Raw genomic sequence first — 21,034 nt, 5'->3', positions numbered from 1 at the left:
TTGCCGATAGGGTGATTAGAACACAAAATCCACCCCCAGACTAAAGCCACGGAATGCACCAACAGTGCTTAGTTTATCGTGGCCCTGCAGATAATCCAGCTTCAGGCTGGCACCGTCCTGAAAATCATAGCGCAGTGTTAACACATTCATCCGAAAACGGTTGGGGGCGGCCAGCCGCTGGTAGATCTGCTGGCCGAGCTGGCGTAAGACAGGCTCACTAATTGAGTCGAGAAAGCCAAAATCATTGATATCCTGTTCGTTCCATTCATGATGAAATGTCAGGATAAAAGGCTCAAAGCGGCGTGATATGGCGATATAAGTACCGGTATTTTCCGGATCTGCACTGTCACGGACACCATATCTGGCGCGTTCGCCTTCAATTTTCCAGTGTTGCCATTGCCAACGTGCACCCAGATAATAATAACTGGCTTTTTTTGACAAACTAATGGCATCCAGAAGTTGTTGTTGTGCCGCCAGACTGCTCCCTGAAGCCGCGAGTGCTGGTAATATTTGCGGAAAAATCAGCTGGTTATTTACTTCAGTACCGTCAGCATCCGCTTGCATCCAGCCGCCGAACCAGCTCCAGTGCTGGCTGGAAATTTCGCTGCTGAGATTAACAATCTGATGCATTTTCACCGGGATGCCAGCTGGGGTCACGCTTTTAAAGGTATTGCCGCTGAATTCACCACTGACGAGCCGGGTTTTCACCGCTAAATCTCCCAATAACCATTTGTGCTGATAGGCCAGACCTTCAATGGTTTCAAATTCAAAATTCCAGTACACCGCTTTGGGAAGCCGGGCATAGTCGTGGGCATAACGGACATATTGGGTATCAGATTGTGAAAATAGCGGATTGGCAATCCGGCCCAGATCCAACTGGCTGTTTGGCGTCAATTGATAACTTAAAAAAGCCAGACTGAGTTGCGGTTCAAAATCAGCATAACCTTTTGCCATCAGTTGGAGGGTCAGGCGCAACTGCTGGCCTAAGTCATGGTTCAGTTGCAGGGCAAATAAAGTTTCATCACGCCAAATCAAGCCCTCGGTGGCGTACATATCAACCAATCTTGGGTTGTTGGCGGAAGGCAACATTTTACCAACCCGCACTGAACCAAACCCATGTAATTCCAGGTCGGCGCGGGCACTGTCAGCAAAACTTGCTGTTGCCAAGATCCAGCCATAGCAAAGCGTATTAAACAGCCGGCTGGCTGTCCGGGATCCAGATTTCAAATGTTGTCCCCTTGTTCACATCACTGTGTAATTTAATCTCGCCTTTGAGATTAAATTTGACTATCCGATAGACGATCGCCAGGCCAAGGCCACTGGTGCCGACCCCCAGCTTGGTGGTGAAAAATGGATCAAAGACATTTTTTTGCAGTTTTAAATCAATGCCATCTCCCCAGTCCTGACAGCATAACCATAGCTGATGATTGCGTCGTTGTAAGGTCAGCCAGCAGATACCACCGACATCCAGTGGATATGCGTGTTGCATCACATTGGATAATAACGCACTGATGATCTGGCCAAACAAGCCTGGCGATGCATAGATATGGATGCCTTCCTCCAGCTCTAGCTGGAGTTTGATTTGATATTGCGCTAACGGCACACTCAGGCTTTCGGTTACATCGCGGATATAGCAGGCCAAATCAAACCAGCGTTCGGCCTCACCATGTTGTTCCTGCGCCAGCAGCTTAAAATTGTTAATCAAATCAGCGGCCCTTTTGGCATTACTGATCGTCAGATCAGCCGCTTGCCGCATCCGTATTAACTGCTGTTCCAGTTGTTGCCTGGACAGTTTGCCATTATCTACCTCAGACTTCACTTGATTAATGCTATCTGCAATACAGCTGATACTGGTAATGACCACGCCGAGCGGGGTATTCACTTCATGGGCCACCCCCGCCACTAACGCACCGAGTGAGGCTTGTTTTTCGGATTGTAATAACGCATCCTGGGTTTGTTTCAAATCAAGCAGCGCCTGTTCTGTTTTTTCTTTTTCCTGTTGTAAGGCTGTTTTGGCATCGCCGATCTGCTGGATATCCTGCGACAGTCGCACGGACAAACCGGCAATACTACCCGCAACTTCTTCAAACTCATCTTCTAAGCCATGCAGTGGGTTTTGCACCACACCGTCCTGACTTTGGATGGCGCTGGATAAAGCCGCATTAAGTTTGCGTAACGGTTGTAACACCAGGTAAGACAATGCCAGCGACAAGCCCAGTGCCAAAATCAGGATCAATACAATCAGTTCACCGGTCTGGATCAGCATATTCCGCCACAACTGCGCACTGATATAACTCTGATCAGTTTGTAATCTGAAATGACCGACCAGTTGTTCATCACCGGCGAGTTTCAGCCGGATGGCGCTTTCAGTCCAGGCTGCACTTTGTGGTAAAAACCAACTGCGCTGCACCACAGGTGTCGCTTGCAAATGCAAATTAGGTAATTGCAGATGATTGCCCTGTAAATCACTGATATCAATTTGTCGCACTGCGGGATCTGTCAGATAAGGCCCAACCAGCATTTCCAGGCTGGCCGGATTAAAATTCCAGACATCAATGGCAATACTCTGGGTTAAGGTCTGGCTGATGCTCTGTAATTTATGCTGATGCTGCAGCAACAATTGCTGCCGGTTTTGGTATAAATGCAATAAGGATAAGATGAGCTGGCAGCACATCAATAAAGCTGCCATCACCACCATCAGTTTTCCGGTAAGCCTGAGCTTGATGCTGCGAATACTGTTCCTCATCGACGCCCGTTGCCTTGTGCATATTAACATTTGTCCCTGTTGGATTTAATGCTAGTCGCTGACGGGTAAAATACAAATTGTTGCCGGCGGCAGGCCGAATTTAACGGCCGTAAGGGTAACGAGCCGGGCGGTTAGACTGACAAAAAGGCAGCTGCCTGGTAAAGGCGGCGATTTGTGGTAAATGACCTTTATTGGTCCGCAATACTGACCAGTAACGACCCCCACCCAGATGAGCGGCGGTACGGGCAGGCAATGCGTCACTGTGGGCAATAACACCATCGGTACTGACCCAGCGCGCTAAAATTTTCGCACCACAATGCAGATTGGTGGCTGGGTCATGTAATTTTGCCGGGTAGGGGATGGCACAGCTGTAGCGTTTCTGATTGGCACTTTCAATCGAGATCTGTAACAAGCCCCGCGAAATCACCGGCTCGCCGCGCCGGTCAACAAACTTTTCCCGGTACGACCTTTGCGGTTGGAAGTTACTTTCAGGTTTGGCCATGGCGGACAATAAGCCAACCCAGAATTTTTGCCGTTCCTGTCTGGCTAATGCCGGGTAGCGGGGGCAGAAAAAACCAATATCAGCTGGCGTCAGCCGTGGTAAAGCTGCCGCAGTGACAGCACGTTCAGCCTGCCGGGTCCAACTGCCATCTTTGTTACTACCAGCCCAGGCCGCGTAATCAAGGCTGGCATTGGCATTACAGGCCAAACCCAACAGCAAGCCGGCTATCAAAACGCCGTACTTTGGTGCATCAGATGCCATCAAGCGCACTCCGGTTATGGTTTTTTCAGTAAGAACCAGGCCTGGCTGTAATCAGCACGATGTTTGTTGGCCTGATAATAATGATCCCAGTCGCGGTAATAACCGCTCAGCCAGTCGAGCTGGAACTGGTTGTTGGCAAAAGCGCCGCCGGTGTCAGCCAGAATATTCAGCCGGTAATGCAATGTTCCGCCTTCGGTCGTTGCCAGCAGCACAAGTTTCCCCAGCCCAAAATGGCTGATGTCACCGGCGACAGTCACTTCAGGGGCTATCGGTATTTTGTAATCGGCATCTTTGCCATACCCCAGCACACTTTTGACTTCCTTAAAGTACCAGTACCTTTGTTGTTGTTCCGGCGTTAAAGTCCGGTCATAGCCGATACCATTGTGGCGATGCACGTTAAAATAACGATAGCCTTTGGCTGCCGGCACCACAGCAGTGCCCTGTAATAAAGCACCTTCCAAATCAGCCCGGCTTAGCCAGAGTAAAGCAGGGGCTCGCAGTGGCTGTTGTTCCAGTGCGCCTTGCACTATCTGTTGTTTACCCAACTGAAAACGGGTAATTTTTTTACCAAGCTGATCGGCCTCTGCCAACGGCAAGGCGGCTTCATCAAAGGGCAGGCCATACAGTGCCTGATTATGCTGGTTGGTTTTTTGCTCACTGCCACTGGCGATCCGGACATAATATTTGGTCTGCAATATTTTATCGGCCGGAATGTTGGCGAGCAGTGGTTTATTTTTACTTAGCTTCGCAGCAGCAGTGCGGTCCGGATACCAGCGGACAAATTCAAAGTGTTGTTGGATAAATTCAGGTTGTGCCAGCCGGGAAGGCCGGCCGGCTTGTAAATCTTGCTGCTGCACCTGACAAATAAACGCCAGCGTGGCTTGTACCCGACTCAGCTGAGGCGTCAAACCCGGCAGTTTGCCACCATGGATGGCGGCCGGATCATAAGCCTGGCCCTTGGCCAAATATTTGGCGGTTTCGTTGGCGACAAAACACAGATCCTGACTGTTATCAGGCCATTGACCTGGGTTCAGGCTGGGCTTTTCCGCGACAAAACGGGCCTCTGCCAGCGCAGTGGCGGAAAATACAGCCAGTGCCAGTAATACAGCACTGTTGCTGCGACGCCATAGCGCAACAGCAGGTGAGGTGTTGAGTTTTGCGCAAGGCGCGGCTAACAGACCATTCATAACAAAAGATAACAACAGGAAAACTCCGGCACAGACTCAGGCCGCCAGCCTATAGTGCCGACCCGCTGGCTGCAAGTTTTTCTGAGCCTATGCCGTGAATTTGCTGCTTTACTGGCCAGTGGTTGGCCGACCAGCCTTTGCTTGCCAGTCTGGCCGGTTCTGTATACCTTAACAGCATAGCTTCAGAAGGAATTCGTTATGCCCCATGATGGACATTTATCCCCGCCGCAGCCAGCTGCGGATCGTCAACCGCTATCCCCTGAACAAGAGGCACCTCATGCTGGCCATCAGCATAGTCACCCGCATCAGCACGGTCATCACCATCATCATGAAAGTGACAATATCGCGGTGGCATTCTGGCTGAATTTCAGTTTCACGCTGATTGAATTTGTCGGTGGCTGGCTGACCAACAGCGTGGCGATTATGGCCGATGCGATGCATGATTTAGGCGATTGCCTGGCGATCGCATTTGCCTGGCTGGCCAGTAAAGTTTCCGGTAAAGCTGCCAACCCCAGCTACAGCTATGGATATCGGCGTTGGTCCTTACTCAGTGCCTTGATTAATAGTGTGATTTTGGTGCTGGGGTCGGTTTGGATTTTAGCTGAAGCCATTCCAAGGTTATGGCAACCGCAATTGCCGATGGCAGAAGGGATGATCGCGCTGGCGGTTCTTGGCGTGCTGGTCAACGGCGCTGCGGTGTATAAATTACGTTTTGGCAAAACTCAGAATGAACAGGTGCTGAGCTGGCATTTGCTGGAAGATGTGTTGGGTTGGGCTGCTGTGTTGATTGGCAGTATTTTGCTTTATCTGACCGGTTGGGCCTGGATCGATCCGGTGCTCAGCATTGGCTTTACCGGTTTTATTTTACTGAACGTCTGGCGCAATTTACGCCGGACTTTACAGCTGTTTTTGCAGGTCAGCCCGGACCCGGCGCTCAACAGTGCTATCCAGCAACAACTGCAAAGTTTAGCTTTTGTCAGTGAAGTTCATCATTTACATTTGTGGTCGCTAGATGGCGAACAACATGTACTGACGGTGCATTTGGTATTAAACGGACACACTGATAGTCAGCAACTCAAACAGTACAAACAGCAGATCCGGCAATTATTACAACCTTTTGCGCTGGCGCATACCACTGTTGAATTTGAAGCGCCGGATGAAGAGTGTCGCGATAGTGAGCAGTAAAGACCAGGGACTGAACCACAGCTGTAGATTGCCGTACGTGGATGTTGATGCAGAGCCGGCCAATCCCTGCTGCTGTGTTTTGAGCGGAAAATCAAGGCGTCAACCGACGCCTTGTTTCATATGTCTTCCTGACTGATTTCATCCAGTGATAGCGCAAAGCTAGGGCAAAACACCCGCAGGAAATATTGCACTTCCGGTTGCGGGTAAGCTTGCAGCATCTTTTCCAACCTACGCTGTGCCTGCACAAACTCATGGTTGCCAGCGCTGATTTCTTCGATGGTTTTGACATAAGCACACAAATGATCGGCGGCTTTCACCAACTGTTTTTCTGCGCTGCTGTATTGCTCAGAGAGCAACAAAGGCTGGTAGGCCTGTTGCAGTTCTGCTGGCAATAACGCGAGCAACCGCTGCTCGGCGATGGCTTCGATTTTTTTATATTCGACCGCAATCTGTGGATTGAAGTATTTCACCGGCGTCGGTAAGTCGCCGGTCAGTACTTCACTGGCATCATGGAATAACGCCAAAGTGGCAACCCGCTCCGGTGCTAGCTGGCCCTGATACAGCTGACGGCCAATAGTGGCCAGCATATGTGCCACCATCGCCACCTGGTGACTGTGTTCAGCCACATTTTCTTTGCTGATATTGCGCATCAAAGGCCAGCGCTGGATCAATTTCATCCGAAATAACTGGGCAAAAAAATGACTCTGACCTGCTGAGTCCGCATCCACTGGGCTGGTCACTGACTATACCCCGGCAGAAATTGCGCCAGTTTACTAAGCGCCTGTTCTAACTGTTCTTTGTGCGGCAAAAACACAATGCGAAAATGATCAGGTTCCGGCCAGTTAAAGGCACGGCCATGCACCAATAACACTTTATGCTGACGTAAAAAATCCAGTACAAACAATTCATCGTCTTTGATGGGGAATTTTTTCCGGTCAATTTTCGGGAAGAGATACATCGCCCCTTTCGGCCGGACACAACTTAACCCATCTATCTGATTCACTAACTGATGGGCTAAGTCCATCTGATCATACAAACGACCACCTGGCACTATCAGTTCATTAATACTCTGGTAACCGCCGAGCGCGGTTTGCACCGCATGCTGACATGGCACATTGGCACATAACCGCATTGAAGCCAGAATGTTTAAGCCCTCAATATAATGCCGGGCGGCTTGCTTGGCACCGGAAATAAACAACCAACCCACCCTGAAACCAGCAATACGGTAATTTTTCGATAAACCACCAAAGGTCAGCAGCACTAAATCATCAGCCAGTGCGGCAGTACAAGTATGGCTGGCACCGTCATACAGAATTTTGTCGTAAATCTCATCGCTGAGTACGACCAGGCCATGTTCGCGGGCAATTTGCAGCAAATCCAGCAACATCTGGTTGTCATACACTGCGCCGGTCGGGTTATTGGGGTTAATCAGCACCAGAGCTTTGGTCCGGCTGGTGATTTTACTACGGATATCTGCCGTATCCGGGTACCAGTCGGCTTGTTCATCGCAGCGATAATGCACTGCTTTGCCGCCGGCCAGATTGACCGCTGCCGTCCACAGCGGATAGTCAGGGGAGGGGATCAGCACTTCGTCGCCATTATCCAGCAGTGCCTGTAACGACATCAGAATAAGCTCAGAAACACCATTGCCGATATAAACATCATCAGCACCGGCACCCAGGATGCCGCGCTGCTGATAATACTGCGCTACTGCGACTCTGGCCGGATAAATGCCCTGTGAGTCGGTATAACCCTGCGCTGTGGGCAGGTTATGGATGACGTGTTTGAGAATTTCATCCGGCGCTTCAAAACCAAAGGGGGCGGGATTACCAATATTGAGTTTTAAGATCCGGTGGCCTTCCTCTTCCATCCGTTTTGCCTCGCGGGCAACGGGGCCACGAATATCGTAACAAACACCATCTAATTTTTTCGAGCGCTCAACTGGCTTCATACCGCTTACCTTTTTGCCTCCATCGGCCTGATTAACTGGATGCCCCCGGGTGACAGAGGACACATGATGAAAAAAATTTCCTTACACCTTTTTACACAGCCGGCAGGCATTTGCAATCATACTGAGGCAAAATTGGTAAAAAAATGCATCTGCTGTTGTTGCCGGATGCAAGGTTCAGGTGAGTGATGTTGAAATTGTCTGCCGTCGCAGCCGGGAGTTTAGTGGTTTGTGAAATTTATCACCTGTTCGAACATAGCGGCATTTACCTTGGCGATGGTCTGATTGTGGAGCTAGCTGGCACAGGACTGGTCAGGGCTATTTCGGTCGCTCGCTTTTTACAAGGCCGCTCCGGCAATCATTTACTGGTGGCCTGTGATGCCAGTGGACGGGTTTTCGCCAATCCGGCTGTCGCCCAACATGCCAGTCAGCTTATTTATAGTTACCAGCCTTATGATCTGCTCCAGAACAACTGCCACAGATTTTGCTGTAGTTGTATCACCGGACGAGCCAATACAGTGACTAGTTTTTTTGATTTAAAAGCCGAATTAAGCCAGCACTGGCGGACTGAAATTTACTGGCAACAGGTTGTGGGTTAGCCAGCCAGAGCTGGTGTTGGTTGCTGGTTTTTTCAGCGCTTTAGCGCGGCTTTTTGACGGTTGTCAAAAAGTAATTCAAGCTCGCTTTTTCAGCTGCCATTCAGCGAAAAAGTGGCAGTTTAGCGCGGTCGCATGCGTTTTTTAATCAAAATTTAAAGCTAGTTATTTCAAATAGATAGCTTCTGGCATAACCAGGTTTTGCTGTTATTTTGTAATTTTTGGTCGAAAAAACAGGTTTCAGCCGCTAAAATAGCGTGCCAAACGCTGCTGCAGCTGGCTTTTTTTGTCTGCAATGCATGCCGAAAAATTAAGCAGCTGACGACATGAAAATTTGGATGCTGCAAATATTTTAGGAACTTTATTGATGAAATTATGGTTAAAAATACTGGCACAAGGAACAGCCACTCTCACGGTTGTTGCTGCGCTGGCTTATCCATTTTTTCGCACCGATGTGATGTCCGAGGCGCAACAACTGGCGCCCTGGCAGGTGCCAACTAAGTTATCTGCCTTGCAGGGCGCTGATCAACAAAAATTATTGGCCAGACTGACTTATCCTGATCATATGCCGGCTTTAACCGCAGTACCGGATTTTGCCGCCATTAAAGATAATCTGGAACGGAAAAAGGCTTTCTTTGCTTACCTTGAGCCTTATATCGAACGTGAAAATAGCCGATTACACAAATTACGCCAGCAAGTGCTGGAGTTACAGGCGAAACAAAGGTTACAGCAAGCCTGGACGCTGGAAGAATATGCCTTTATTTACAGTTTGTTTGATGAATTTAAAGTGGATTATCCGGAAGCCGACGCGCGTGGTTTACAAGATTTATTGACGCGGGTCGATGTATTACCCGTCAGTTTAGTGCTGAATCAGGCCGCCAAAGAATCTGGCTGGGGCAGCAGTCGATTTGCTGCCGAAGGCTATAACTTTTTCGGTCAGTGGTGCTTTAAAGCGGGTTGTGGCGTGGTGCCAAGCCGCCGCAGTGCCGGTAAATATCATGAAGTGGCGATGTTTGAACATATTGCCGAAAGTGTCAATGCCTACTTTTATAACCTGAATACTTTTTATGTCTATGAAGACCTCCGTGCCATCCGGGCAGATTTGCGTGCTAAACAGCAAGAAGTGACTGGTGAACATTTGGTGCACGGTTTAATTCGTTATTCTGAACGTGGCCAGCGCTATGTGCTTGAAATAAAGGATATGATAGCGGCCAATGATAAACTGCTGGAACAAAGTTAATGCGCTTGTTTTCCCTAATGTTACTGGTTGCGACCAGTATGTCTTTACCGGCTGCGGCCAATACACAGTTTAATTACGATGGCTTTTACGCCCGGATGAAAAAAAGTGAAAAAGCTGAGTACAGTGATATCACATTAGCTTTTTTACTTCAAAAACAAGGCAGTACAGATACCTGTCAAATCGACAAAGCCATGATCACCACAGATATCAGTGCTGAACCTTTGACACTGGCAAGCAATGGCGAACTGATTTTGCCTTATTCTGAGCTGTTGAATAACCGCAAAGCGCTGATTGTGATTGAACAACCCCCAGCGGCTAAGCCCTGTGATTTAAATTTCCGTTTACGCAGTAAAATGCCGCTGGATGCCAACATCAGTTGGGCACAACTGGCCAGGATGCATCAGCAATTTCAATTGTTATTAGGTGATTTAGCCGGGTTGGGTAAATATTTTTTGCCGGAAATGACCGGTGTCAGTCTGCATTTTGACGCCGATACCGTGCTGGAACATGCGCCAGCTGCATTGCAATCCAGAGTGCAGTGTCAGACCCGTGTTTGTCAGGTTCAACTGCTGCCAGCGCTGGCTGCAGAAGCTGCGGCAACACCAACGCAACTGCAGTTTTCCAATGCGCCTGCTTATTTGGTGCCGCTGTTAACGCGATAATGCCAACATTCAGACCATTGCAGCTGGTGTTACTGACGCATCCGACCGAATTTAACAAAGCCAGCAATACCGGTGCATTATTGGCACCGGCGCTATCGGCTTTTGGCGAGCATCAGGTGCAGAGGTTGAGCTGGTCCAGAGTGGCGCCGGATCCTGCTTTACAACGCCAGCAAGGTTATGCGCTGTTGTATCCGGCGGCGCAGGCCACAATGCTGGATTGTGATGAGCCTGCCATGCTGGAATTACCTGATGCCATTCATAGCGTGATTTTGCTGGACGCTACCTGGCAACTGGCGCAGAAAATGTATAACCAAAGCCCGTACTTGCAGCAGATGCCCGCGCTGATGTTACAAAGCCGCCACAGCTCAGCCTATCTGCTGAGACGCAATCAGCGCCAGGCAGGGTGGTGCACTGCGGAATGTGCAGCCATGTTGCTGCAGAAAACCGGCGCTGCAACAGCTGCCACCGCAATACAGCAGGCTTTTGCAGCTTTTAACCAGCGTCAAACCAGCTAACCATGGTTCATGGTCACTGCGGGCTGTAGCGTCTTACTTTCTGCAGCCGGCGTTGATACAGGCATTGGCTCAATGCCAGGATGGTCAAAAATAACAAGGCGGTGGCTGGCGCCTGTAAGTTAAAGTCGACACTGTTATGGATCAGCATATGAACTATGGCCATCGCAGCGCCAAAAGCCAGGCCGCGATGAAGTTTGTCATCGCTGACACGCATCACCTGCAGGTTCTGCCATAAACACCACAACAACATCAAGCCAAGCATCGCGGTTACCGGCAGGCCTAACTCAATGGCAAATTGCAGGTATTCATTGTGGGCGTGATCATAAAAGCCGGAATAAGGCGCTGGTTGCACTGCCGGAAACACGGTATAAAAAGTACCACCGCCGGTGCCGGCCAGGCCATGTTGCTGTAACAGAGGTACGCTGTCGAGCACCACGTTATCCCGTGCTTCCGAGGCAAAGGACGTTTCCTGATATCTTTGCTGCAATTTTTCCAGCCCGAACATCGAACCTATGATCAGCATATCTAACAGCAAAACACTGATAATAAGCGGCTTTAATAATGCCGGTGGTCTTTTGTAGAAAAACAAGCTGTAACAGGCCACCAGACCGAGCGCAGCAAAAAAAGCGGCATTGCCCATCCGCGAACGGCTAAGGACCAGACCTATCACCATCACCACAATCGCTAACCGTAACATGAGCTTGCTGCTTAACAGACTCGTGACGGTATCGCGTAGGATAAGTTTCAATTGCCATTGCGTTTTTTGACTGGATAACTGCGATAACAACAAACCAATCGCCAGTGCCAGGCAGAGCGATAAATAATTAGCAAAATGATTTTGATAACCAAAAGAGCCACGGGCGCGGCCATTTTCCTGCAAATTAAATAACGGCGACTGGCTGATATCCGCCAGATTTAATACCGAGCCATAAAATGCCTGGATAAAACCAGCCAATACCACCGTCAGCACCAGCATTTTCAGCCGTTGATTGTTATGCAGATAGGTATGCAACAAATGTAACCAGAGCAGGAAAAATATGCCTTTAATCAGCATAATTTCCGTCTGTTTAGCGTCAGCCGTACTAATGCCGGGTATTAAACCACTGATTTGCAGAGCTAAATACAGTTGTAATAACGCCACTGGCAGCATCACAGGCCAAGACCAGCCTTGCCATAAAGCAGGTCCGTTGGCGCGAAAACTATGGGCCAGATGCAGCAGATAAGTCAGTCCAATCATAAACTCCAGTAACGACCAGGCCCAAGGCCTGTTACTACCAAGCGGAATTGGCGCCCAAAGTAAGATCAGGCAAAGCAGGGTAAAAATAACAGCATCAAAACTGAGTTGGCGCATCTGAATAACCAGCGGGTTTATAAGGCGATAAAAGATGTTAAGTTACTGACATTACGTAAAAATGGCAACATATCAGCAGGCTTATTTAACCACAAGCGCAGCCGAAACAGCGCTGGCTGGTGCCGGAAATAAAAAAGCCCGGTGCAGACCGGGCTCTGATACTCGCAAGCAGATAGCGGATTAAGCGCTGACGCTGGCCCATAAATCATATTCATCGGCCGCTTCGACCACTGCATCAATCACATCGCCTGGTTTCACGTCAAATAAACCATTCAGATAGACTGCGCCGTCAATTTCAGGTGCATCAGCGAAACTACGGCCGATAGCGCCTTCGTCATCGACTTCATCAATCAGTACTTTGATAGTGCGGCCCACTTTGGCTTGTAAACGCTCAGCACTGATCCGCTGCTGCGTCGCCATAAATCGGTGGTACCGTTCTTCTTTCACTTCTTCCGGCACCGGATCCGGTAATTCATTGGCTTTGGCGCCTTCGACCGGACTGTATTTAAAACAACCGACCCGATCCAGTTGGGCTTCTTCAAGGAAATTCAGCAGTTCCTGAAATTCTTCTTCAGTTTCGCCCGGGAAACCAACAATAAAAGTTGAACGAATGGTCAGCTCAGGACAGATCTGACGCCACTTTTTAATTCGCTCCAGTGTGCGCTCGGCCTGACCTGGTCTTTTCATCAGTTTCAGGATGCGCGGACTGGCATGCTGGAATGGAATATCCAGATAGGGCAGTAATTTACCAGCAGCCATCAGTGGGATCACATCGTCAACATGCGGATATGGATAAACATAATGCAGTCTGACCCAGATCCCCAGCTCAGCCAGCGCTTCACATAATGCCTGCATCGAAGTTTTCACCGGCTGACCATTCCAGAAGCCGGTACGATGTTTCAGGTCCACGCCGTAAGCGCTGGTGTCCTGCGAAATGACCAGTAACTCTTTCACACCGGCTTTTTGTAAACGTGCTGCTTCATCCAGCACTTCGCCGATAGGACGGCTGACTAAATCGCCGCGCATCGATGGAATAATGCAGAAAGTACAACGATGGTTGCAGCCTTCGGAGATTTTTAAATAAGCATAATGTTTTGGCGTCAATTTAACGCCGGTATCAGGCACCAGTTGTAAAAACGGATCATACTTTGGTTTTGGGACAAACTGATGCACCTGATCCAGCACGTTTTCATATGCATGTGGCCCGGTGATCCCCAGCACATTCGGATGCACCTGACGTATCTCATCTTCGCGGGCACCCAGACAGCCAGTCACAATGACTTTACCGTTTTCAGCCAGCGCTTCACCAATAGTGTCTAACGATTCCTGCACCGCACTGTCGATAAAACCACAAGTGTTGACGATGACCAGCTCGGCATCATCGTAAGAAGGCACGATGTTGTAACCTTCAACTTTCAGTTGCGTCAGAATGCGCTCTGAATCGACCAGATTTTTCGGACAGCCCAGACTAACAAAACCAACTTTAGGTTGCGACATCAGTAAAACACCTTGCAGAAAATGGGGGCGTATTTTAAACCAAAGCGGCGCAGCTCACCAGTGCTTTATCAGTGACGGCTATGTTCATATTATCCTGCCTTTGCTGCAGCTGATTGTGGTAATTGCCATCAAGTATTGTGACAGCGTTCACGACAGTTCTGTTGATGTCGACAAAGGGTGGTCGAATTTTGACCACAAAAGCTGCCCTTTGTACAAATGACGCGCAGTTGTAAGTGCTAAGTAAATTTTGTCTTTAAAGTTGGCACCCTTCATGCTATGACATTGTAAGCCGTTGCGCGGCTTTACCCGAATATTATAAAAATCCAGTAAAGTAATGAGGAACATATGTTAAAAAAATTAATCGCAAGCGCCTTTGTAGTTGCCCTGTCTGGTGCCAGTATCATGCAGCCTGCCCATGCTGGCGCCATTCTGGTTAAAGATTTCTATGCCAATCTTGACAATGGTTCTTCGCAACTGATTGGTTCAGTCAAAGTAGATATTGATGATGGTCAGCAGTGGATTGACAATATTTATCAAGCATTTACCTGGTCTAGCTTCACCCTGTTTGGCAAAGAAGTTGATATCGCTTACGACTTCATCGCTGAATTTAATATCGATGATCTGCAAGCGGGTTTCACTTTTTTACAATTTGATGTGCAGGATTTACTGAACGACGTGACCTTTAAAGGTTTCTTCAGTGACACCGACGGTATCGCCGCCGCTGATCTGTACAACACCACCACCAACGATGAACTTTTCGCCAATGGTGTCAGTGTAACTGACACTCGTGTGGTGTCAGCTCCAGCTACTGCAGCGCTGTTTTTAATGGGTTTTGCAGGCTTAATGCTGCGTCGCAGAGCGCAACAATAATTAGCAGTCTGTATTAGGTGTCTATTTTTTTTACAGTTGGGTTGAAATAAATAACGGAAAAATAGTTAACAACCCAGCCGCAAAGGTGGCACCTGCATAACAGTCGTAATTATTTGTAACTAAAGGAAGCGATGTTGTCTGTCAGAAATTTTTACAACACTGAATTAAAAGCAACTGCAGTCAGTATAAAACCAGAACATGACAGCAGGATGAAAGTTGTTTCTGCCACAGACTCCACAGCAAAAAATAACAAATTGGAGAGATTTGATGAAATTCCAGGCTAAACCAAAATATACCCTGCTGGCACTTGCCGTTGCAGCCAGCTTCACTGCCGGACAAGTATCGGCAAATGGTTATGAAGTAAAATTAAATGCCAACAAATTCAGCGTCGCTGGTGCTGATCAACAAGTCAAAAACTATATCGTGCAGGTTGCTGGTAAAACTGGTATCGAAAAAGCCGCTGATTTAGGCGAATTAAAATCAGCCAGTCAGTTAGTGGGCGCTGCGTTAAACCAGTACAACAGTGAAAGTTCGAAGGTAAAAGCCCACAACAACGGCCTGTCGCAACTGCATAAACAACTGGCTGCACAATATGGCAGTGCAGGTTTACTTTATTCATACACCCACACCTTTAACGGTTTCTCTGCTCAACTGACTGGCGAGCAAGCTGAAAATTTACGTCGCAACCCGCAAGTTATCGGGGTTTGGGAAGATAAACCAGAGCAAGTACAAACGTCCAGAACGCCTGCATTACTGGGCTTAACCGGTCCTGGCGGTCAGCACACCAATAACATCAAAGGTGATGGCATTGTCGTAGGTATTGTGGACACCGGTATTTGGCCAGAAAACCCAAGTTTTGCCGATGATGGTACTTATACCATGCCACAAAACTGGAAAGGTATTTGTGACGCTGGTGAAGAAAGCCCGGCCGTTAGCTGTAATAACAAGCTGATTGGTGCCCGTTACTTCAAAGAATCTTTTGAATCTGCTTATGAAATCCAGCCTGGTGAGTTTATTTCGCCACGCGATGCAGACAGCCACGGTTCACACGTTGCAGCAACAGCTGCCGGTAATGCCGGTGTTGCTGCTGATATCGGCGGTGCAGCGCAAGGCTCAGTGACAGGTATTGCACCGCGTGCCCATATTGCTGTGTATAAAGCCTGTTGGAACAGTGATTATGTGGCACCGGATGGTACTGCAGAGCGCGGCTGTTTCTACGGCGATACTATGGCAGCTATTGATGCGGCCGTGGCTGATGGTGTTGATGTCATCAACTACTCCATCGGTGGTAGTCTGACCGATTTAACCACTATTTCAGCGGCTTCAATGTTACGGGCCACTCAGGCTGGTGTGGTGATGGCCGTTGCTGCTGGTAATGATGGCGACAACAATACCATTGAAACTGTTGGCACGCCTGCACCATGGGTGATCAGTGTGGCCGCTTCAGGTTTCACCGTGAATGCAATTGAAGCCACATCACCGTCCGTCAATGGTAAACTCAGTGCGATCGAAGGCAGTGCAACCCGTTCTCTGGCGCTGACTGGGACTGTGACTGGCGATATCGCCATCGCGAATCCACTAAATGCCTGTACGCCACTGAGCAATGCTGCTGCGCTGCAAGATAAAGTGGTGCTGTTACAGCGCGGTGCTTGTGACTTTGTCACCAAAGTTGCCAATGCTCAGGCCGCAGGTGCCAAAGCTGTGGTGGTCTTTAACAACGCGGCCGGTAATCCAATTGCGATGGGCGGAAGCAATCCAGCGAACGTGATCCCTGGCGTCATGGTCAGCCTGGCGGATGGTCAGCTTATTGCCAATGCTGCAACTGCAGGTGAAACGGTTGCTGTGACGTTAGATCCATCTTTTGTCAGCAATGCGATGGCTGATTTCTCGTCAAAAGGCCCGAACAAAGCAGTGAACGATATCATCAAACCTGATATCACAGCGCCTGGCGTCAATGTGCTGGCGGCTGGTACGCCGGAAACTTTCACCAAGCCAAAAGGCAACAATTTCACCTATATGTCTGGTACTTCTATGGCCAGCCCACATATTGCCGGTATGGCAGCCTTGCTGAAACAACAGCATCCTGACTGGACACCAGCCATGATTAAATCTGCGCTGATGACCAGTGCAGGTCAAGACGTGACGAAAGCAAGTTCAGCAGTACCAGCTGATATTTTTGACTTCGGTTCAGGCCATGCACAACCGGTTCTGGCAGCAACGCCTGGTCTGGTGTACGACACGACTGCTAACGATTACTTCGCTTTCCTTTGTGGTATCGGTAAAACTGCTTTTGTCGAAGATCAATCTGGTTATAGCTGTGCAGCCTTCACCGAAGCTGGTTATGCGACAGAATCTGCCCAGTTGAATCAGCCGGCTATCGGTGTTGGTTCTTTAATTGGCAGCCGTACTGTCGTGCGTGAAGTGACCAACGTCTCAGGTGCTGCTTCAGTTTATACGCCAAGCATCCAGGCGCCGGCCGGTGTGGAAGTGACCTTTAAAACCCTGAACAGTGATGGTCAATTAGTTGCCGCCAACAGTCTGGAAGTACCAGCTGAAGGTAAAGCAGTGTATGCCTTAACGCTGACCAGCAAAGCAGATGCGGCTTTTGGCGCCTGGAGCTTCGGTAGCATGACACTGAGTGACGGCGTGCACAAAGTTCGCAGTCCAATCGCTGTGAAACCACAGGAACCACAACTGATTGATGTACCGGCGTCCATGACAGTGGAAGTGCCAGCTAAATCAGGTCGGGTGACATTCCTGGCCAATATGAGCTACAGCGGTGCTACCAGTGCCAAGCTGGTGGGTCTGCAACAAGCCTTTGGTTCACGTGGTACTGTGGCGCAAGATGCCGATGGTGCTTTCACTTTCAATGAGCCAGGTTTAGGTCTGCATTTCTTTACAGTTCCTGCCGGCACTAAAGTGGCGCGTTTCAGTCTGCGTAATGGCCTGACCAATGTTGCGGATGCCAACCTGGATATGCACCTGTACAAATGTGCTAACTGGAGCTGTTCATTTATCAGCGCTGCCACTGGCGATAAAGCCAATGAAGACCTGACTCTGGTCAATCCGGCACCAGCCAATGATGATGTCAAAGGTGATGTGTACTTAGTTTGGGTGCATGGCAAGGACTTAAAAGGTGCAGCCAGCGCCAACTACACCATGGCTTATTGGGTGGTGGATAAAGCCAATACGGCGACCAGCGCTATCAATACCAGTACCCGTGCCAATGATGGCCGGCCAAATATCGTCACTGTGACCACGCGTGGTCTGGTGACTGGTGGCCTGCCATACATGGGGGTTGCCAGCTTCTTTGATGCCAAAGGCAAAGAGCAAGACAGCACAGTACTGGAAGTGTACGCGAAATAATCACGCTGTTTGACTGAAAAAACCGTGGCTTTTTGCCACGGTTTTTTTATGAATGAATTCCATGCAATTAACCAACTAATTTAGATGAAATGAATCGTCGGACTCACCACGACAATCATCATTCGGTGTCTCCGCCAGGCTTTGCCTGGGCAGTCCAACGCTTGGCGTCCAACGCTTGGTATTTTCGAGTCTTAGCATCCATTGATTAAACATCCAAAGTCGGACTCATCACAATAAACATCATTAGTAGAACAATGGACCAGACAGGACCCGGCGTAACAGGTCAGCTTGACAGGGAGCAGAGCTTAATGAACTGATTTAAAACGTATTTTTATGGGCGGACTTGGTGTAAAACACCGAGTCCGCCAGGTATTATCAATGCTGTTACTTGCGACGCGCCGACAGCAAAAAGGCCAGCGCCAACAGTAGCAGAATGCCTTGCGCCATCGCGCCTTGCAGCGTTGGGTAGAATCCGAGCCAACTAAAAGCAGGGACAGGCAGTGCGATAGCGGTCAGTTGACCGGCTTCTTGTAAAGCGGCGATCCCTTTGCCCGTCATCACAATGGCCAGCAGCAGCATCAGCAGGGCAGTGCCACCGAAGAAGGTTTTCAGCGGTAATTTGACGGCATATTTTAAAATGCCAACCGCGACCAAAGCCAACAACAGCAGACCGCATAGAATACCGCCAATAAAGGCAGTCTGATGCAACGCGCCACCCTGTAACCAGAGTGATTGGTAAAACAGAATAGTTTCAAAGACTTCACGATAAACCGCCAGGAAAACCACCAGTGCCAGTGCCCATTGGGTTGAGCCTTGTACAGCAGTCTGCACTTTACTTTGAATAAAACGTTGCCATTCGCCGGCGCTGGTTTTGCTATGCATCCAAAAGCCCATATAAAACAGCATCGCAGCAGCGACCAAGGCAGTATAACCTTCGGTCAGTTCACGGGTCGCCCCTGAAATATTAATCAGATAACTGGCAGCAACCCAAGTGACAGCACCTAAGGCCAGCGCTGCGATCCAGCCGGTGTGGACGGTTTTTTTCAGTTCGGTACGGCCAGTTTTCACGGCGACTGCATAAATCGCTGCCACCACTAATAAAGCTTCCAGACCTTCCCGCAACAAAATCAATAAAGATAATAACCAGATACTCTGGGCCGACAATTGGGTGTTGGCCAACATCTGCTCAGCCTGTTGTAAAGCGGTGACCACCTGATCGATAGCTGCCGCTGTGGCAGGTGCCGTAGGCTCGTTTTTAACCGCGGCCCGGATCTGCATCATGGCCTGCTCGATTTCATTGCGCTGTTGGCGGTCGACCGCATCCAATTGCGATTCAACTAATTCAAACCCATCCAGATAAGCCGCCACAGTCAGGTCATAACTGGCCACGGCATTGCTTGACAGTAATTGTTTAGCCAGTTGCAGATTATTCACCGCAACAGCCCAGGGCGAGGCAGTATTCGCCTGATAAAATAATGCAGGTTGTTGGCGGAATAATGCCATTAAGGCGGTACCACCTTGCTGATACTGTAACGCTAGATCCGCAGGGGTTGCCGTTAATAATTGTTTGATTTGGCTTGAATGAACCAGTGCTTGTGGTGCTTCAGTGGTCGATAACGATTTGCTGGCAAGATGGCCGACATAAAAGGCCAAATCCCAGCGGCTTTGTTCATCCAATTGACTAAAAGCAACCATACCGGTATCGGCGACACCCAGCGTGATGGTATTAAATAAACCAAATAAACTGCGGCTGCTATAACGCTCAACTTCGTGGAAGTTGGTTGGCGCCGGATCCATTTGGGCGCCGGCGAGACCATCGCCATGACCGGTTTGACCATGACAAGCGATACAATTGTCGTTAAACAGCTGCTGGCCACGCGCCAAATCCGGCACTTGCTTTGGCAGCGGCAATTGTGGCATGCCAGCTAGCACTGTTTTACGCATTTTTGCCGTTAAAGTGCCGACCTCAGCCACTTCCGCTTTATTTGCAATCAGTTGTTGTAATTCTGTCGCCAGCGGCTGCAGCGTTGTCAGGTTGTTTTGTTCAGCTTCGGCCAGGATCAGGCTGGAGAATTCCTGCATTTCAGCATATTCACCTGCGCTGATAATGACACCTTTATCCACTGCGGCTGCATAATCAGCACCTATATATTCAATCAGTTGGATCAGTTTATCGGACGCCATCGCCAGAGAGCTCCAGCAACAGAAGCACAGCAGCAAGAAAAACTTTGCCATCAATCACACCTTGGTTAGCTTATTAATAATAACAATTCGCATTATTGCATTAATAGCAGGAAATGAAGAGTGGGAAAGCAAAAAATTTACCGCAACTGGACGGCGGTTAAGCTTTTATCGGCAGGATGCGCTCTGCTTTGCTGCAGAGAAAATTGATTCGCTATCTTGACTTCCAATGTTTTCAAACGTACATTTCAAACACCTGTTTAAATCTATCGACTGATATGACCAGTAAGCAAAATACCCAACAAAAAATTCTCGATGCAGCGGAACGTTTATTTGCCGAAACCGGTTTTGCCGCCACTTCATTGCGACAAATTACCAGTATGGCGGAAGTGAATCTGGCGTCAGTGAACTATCATTTTGGTTCCAAAAAAGAATTGATTCAGGCGGTATTGCAACGTTATCTGGCGATTTTAATGCCAAGACTGGATCAGGAATTTACTCTATTGCTGGCATCACAACAGCCGAACGATTTGTCCAGAGTGCTGTCGGTGTTTATTGCACCTTTGCTGGAACTGAATAAAGTTCAGCAACGCGGGACCACCTTGTTCCTGCAATTGCTGGGACGGGGTTATACCGATGTGCAAGGGCACTTGCGCTGGTTTTTTAATCATCATTACGGCCGGACGCTGGATAAATTTGTGTTGCTGGTGCAGCAAAGTTGTCCGGATTTACCTGCCAGTGAGATTTTCTGGCGTCTGCATTTTTCATTGGGGACTATAGTGTTCACTATGGCTTCCAATGAAGCGTTAAAAGATATCGCAGCCGCCGACTTTAACGAAGTGGTGGAAATTGATGGGGTGATTAAACGTTTAATCCCTTATCTGGCGGCCGGGATTGCCGCACCTTTGCAGTCTGACTAAAACCTTC

General features: G+C 48.9%; 17 protein-coding genes. 8 read left to right on the top strand and 9 right to left on the bottom strand.

The window, feature by feature from the left end; genetic code table 11:
• Positions 1 to 15: 15 nt before the first annotated feature.
• From AC53GJ_RS13475 to AC53GJ_RS13460, 4 genes are all read right to left on the bottom strand, one after another.
• The gene (locus AC53GJ_RS13475; RefSeq protein ID WP_496728332.1) at positions 16 to 1,167 is read right to left on the bottom strand and encodes a hypothetical protein; all 1,152 of its coding nucleotides are present in this window, start codon (positions 1,165 to 1,167) and stop codon (positions 16 to 18) included.
• 22 nt (positions 1,168 to 1,189) lie between these two features.
• On the bottom strand, positions 1,190 to 2,698 hold the full coding sequence (locus tag AC53GJ_RS13470; protein WP_496728330.1) for a sensor histidine kinase: 1,509 nt from the start codon (positions 2,696 to 2,698) through the stop codon (positions 1,190 to 1,192).
• Between the two features lie 148 nt (positions 2,699 to 2,846).
• Entirely contained in the window at positions 2,847 to 3,509 is a 663-nt protein-coding gene (locus AC53GJ_RS13465; protein ID WP_496728328.1) for a transglycosylase SLT domain-containing protein, read from the bottom strand.
• A 14-nt stretch (positions 3,510 to 3,523) separates the two neighbouring features.
• On the bottom strand, positions 3,524 to 4,711 hold the full coding sequence (locus AC53GJ_RS13460) for an RlpA-like double-psi beta-barrel domain-containing protein (protein WP_496728326.1): 1,188 nt from the start codon (positions 4,709 to 4,711) through the stop codon (positions 3,524 to 3,526).
• A gap of 183 nt (positions 4,712 to 4,894) precedes the next feature.
• Here AC53GJ_RS13460 and AC53GJ_RS13455 point away from each other — a divergent pair, with 183 nt between their 5' ends.
• Entirely contained in the window at positions 4,895 to 5,881 is a 987-nt protein-coding gene (locus tag AC53GJ_RS13455; protein ID WP_496728324.1) for a cation diffusion facilitator family transporter, read from the top strand.
• Positions 5,882 to 5,997: 116 nt separating this feature from the next.
• Here the strand turns inward: AC53GJ_RS13455 and yfbR are convergent, their stop codons facing one another.
• Both yfbR and AC53GJ_RS13445 read right to left on the bottom strand, forming a co-directional pair.
• Entirely contained in the window at positions 5,998 to 6,621 is a 624-nt protein-coding gene (yfbR, locus tag AC53GJ_RS13450; protein ID WP_496728322.1) for a 5'-deoxynucleotidase, read from the bottom strand.
• Positions 6,618 to 7,832, bottom strand: a complete 1,215-nt coding sequence (locus AC53GJ_RS13445) for a pyridoxal phosphate-dependent aminotransferase (RefSeq protein WP_496728320.1) — start codon at positions 7,830 to 7,832, stop codon at positions 6,618 to 6,620. Before AC53GJ_RS13445 ends, yfbR begins: the two co-directional genes overlap by 4 nt.
• A 185-nt stretch (positions 7,833 to 8,017) precedes the next feature.
• On the opposite strand from AC53GJ_RS13445, the gene AC53GJ_RS13440 reads away from it, so the two are divergent.
• From AC53GJ_RS13440 to AC53GJ_RS13425, 4 genes are all read left to right on the top strand, one after another.
• Positions 8,018 to 8,428 (top strand): lecithin retinol acyltransferase family protein, encoded by a 411-nt coding sequence (locus AC53GJ_RS13440; protein WP_496728319.1) that lies wholly within the window; start codon positions 8,018 to 8,020, stop codon positions 8,426 to 8,428.
• Positions 8,429 to 8,792: 364 nt separating this feature from the next.
• Positions 8,793 to 9,665 (top strand): glucosaminidase domain-containing protein, encoded by an 873-nt coding sequence (locus AC53GJ_RS13435; RefSeq protein ID WP_496728318.1) that lies wholly within the window; start codon positions 8,793 to 8,795, stop codon positions 9,663 to 9,665.
• Entirely contained in the window at positions 9,665 to 10,327 is a 663-nt protein-coding gene (locus tag AC53GJ_RS13430) for a DUF2987 domain-containing protein (protein ID WP_496728317.1), read from the top strand. The genes AC53GJ_RS13435 and AC53GJ_RS13430 overlap by 1 nt, the downstream gene beginning before the upstream one ends.
• Positions 10,327 to 10,842 (top strand): tRNA-uridine aminocarboxypropyltransferase, encoded by a 516-nt coding sequence (locus tag AC53GJ_RS13425; RefSeq protein ID WP_496728316.1) that lies wholly within the window; start codon positions 10,327 to 10,329, stop codon positions 10,840 to 10,842. The genes AC53GJ_RS13430 and AC53GJ_RS13425 overlap by 1 nt, the downstream gene beginning before the upstream one ends.
• Positions 10,843 to 10,855: 13 nt before the next feature.
• On the opposite strand, the gene AC53GJ_RS13420 is transcribed toward AC53GJ_RS13425, so the two are convergent.
• Both AC53GJ_RS13420 and rimO read right to left on the bottom strand, forming a co-directional pair.
• Positions 10,856 to 12,193 (bottom strand): O-antigen ligase family protein, encoded by a 1,338-nt coding sequence (locus tag AC53GJ_RS13420; protein WP_496728315.1) that lies wholly within the window; start codon positions 12,191 to 12,193, stop codon positions 10,856 to 10,858.
• A 180-nt stretch (positions 12,194 to 12,373) separates the two neighbouring features.
• Entirely contained in the window at positions 12,374 to 13,690 is a 1,317-nt protein-coding gene (gene rimO, locus AC53GJ_RS13415) for a 30S ribosomal protein S12 methylthiotransferase RimO (RefSeq protein ID WP_496728314.1), read from the bottom strand.
• Between the two features lie 345 nt (positions 13,691 to 14,035).
• Here rimO and AC53GJ_RS13410 point away from each other — a divergent pair, with 345 nt between their 5' ends.
• Positions 14,036 to 14,560: a hypothetical protein gene (locus AC53GJ_RS13410; RefSeq protein WP_496728313.1), complete on the top strand. Its 525-nt coding sequence runs from the start codon at positions 14,036 to 14,038 to the stop codon at positions 14,558 to 14,560.
• 267 nt (positions 14,561 to 14,827) lie between these two features.
• Positions 14,828 to 17,926 carry a S8 family serine peptidase gene (locus AC53GJ_RS13405; RefSeq protein ID WP_496728312.1) on the top strand — a complete coding sequence of 1,033 codons (3,099 nt, stop codon included), beginning with the start codon at positions 14,828 to 14,830 and terminating at the stop codon, positions 17,924 to 17,926.
• A gap of 384 nt (positions 17,927 to 18,310) precedes the next feature.
• Here the strand turns inward: AC53GJ_RS13405 and AC53GJ_RS13400 are convergent, their stop codons facing one another.
• Positions 18,311 to 20,161: an FTR1 family protein gene (locus tag AC53GJ_RS13400; RefSeq protein ID WP_496728311.1), complete on the bottom strand. Its 1,851-nt coding sequence runs from the start codon at positions 20,159 to 20,161 to the stop codon at positions 18,311 to 18,313.
• Positions 20,162 to 20,385: 224 nt separating this feature from the next.
• Here AC53GJ_RS13400 and psrA point away from each other — a divergent pair, with 224 nt between their 5' ends.
• Complete coding sequence (psrA, locus tag AC53GJ_RS13395) at positions 20,386 to 21,027, top strand: TetR family transcriptional repressor PsrA (protein WP_496728309.1); 642 nt, start codon at positions 20,386 to 20,388, stop codon at positions 21,025 to 21,027.
• Positions 21,028 to 21,034: the final 7 nt, after the last annotated feature.

The organism is Rheinheimera sp. B2H12 (genome assembly GCF_059620065.1).
The sequence above is the reverse complement of the archived record's forward strand: the minus strand, read 5'-3'. Positions and strand labels throughout refer to the sequence as shown.

Bases quoted from the DNA above. Each gene is read 5' to 3' on its own strand.
- AC53GJ_RS13470 (WP_496728330.1), bottom strand. From the start codon at position 2,698: ATGGTGGTGATGGCAGCTTTATTGATGTGCTGCCAGCTCATCTTATCC.
- AC53GJ_RS13465 (WP_496728328.1), bottom strand. From the start codon at position 3,509: ATGGCATCTGATGCACCAAAGTACGGCGTTTTGATAGCCGGCTTGCTG.
- AC53GJ_RS13455 (WP_496728324.1), top strand. From the start codon at position 4,895: ATGCCCCATGATGGACATTTATCCCCGCCGCAGCCAGCTGCGGATCGT.
- AC53GJ_RS13445 (WP_496728320.1), bottom strand. From the start codon at position 7,832: ATGAAGCCAGTTGAGCGCTCGAAAAAATTAGATGGTGTTTGTTACGAT.
- AC53GJ_RS13440 (WP_496728319.1), top strand. From the start codon at position 8,018: ATGTTGAAATTGTCTGCCGTCGCAGCCGGGAGTTTAGTGGTTTGTGAA.
- AC53GJ_RS13435 (WP_496728318.1), top strand. From the start codon at position 8,793: ATGAAATTATGGTTAAAAATACTGGCACAAGGAACAGCCACTCTCACG.
- AC53GJ_RS13430 (WP_496728317.1), top strand. From the start codon at position 9,665: ATGCGCTTGTTTTCCCTAATGTTACTGGTTGCGACCAGTATGTCTTTA.
- AC53GJ_RS13425 (WP_496728316.1), top strand. From the start codon at position 10,327: ATGCCAACATTCAGACCATTGCAGCTGGTGTTACTGACGCATCCGACC.
- AC53GJ_RS13420 (WP_496728315.1), bottom strand. From the start codon at position 12,193: ATGCGCCAACTCAGTTTTGATGCTGTTATTTTTACCCTGCTTTGCCTG.
- rimO (WP_496728314.1), bottom strand. From the start codon at position 13,690: ATGTCGCAACCTAAAGTTGGTTTTGTTAGTCTGGGCTGTCCGAAAAAT.
- AC53GJ_RS13410 (WP_496728313.1), top strand. From the start codon at position 14,036: ATGTTAAAAAAATTAATCGCAAGCGCCTTTGTAGTTGCCCTGTCTGGT.
- AC53GJ_RS13405 (WP_496728312.1), top strand. From the start codon at position 14,828: ATGAAATTCCAGGCTAAACCAAAATATACCCTGCTGGCACTTGCCGTT.
- AC53GJ_RS13400 (WP_496728311.1), bottom strand. From the start codon at position 20,161: ATGGCAAAGTTTTTCTTGCTGCTGTGCTTCTGTTGCTGGAGCTCTCTG.
- psrA (WP_496728309.1), top strand. From the start codon at position 20,386: ATGACCAGTAAGCAAAATACCCAACAAAAAATTCTCGATGCAGCGGAA.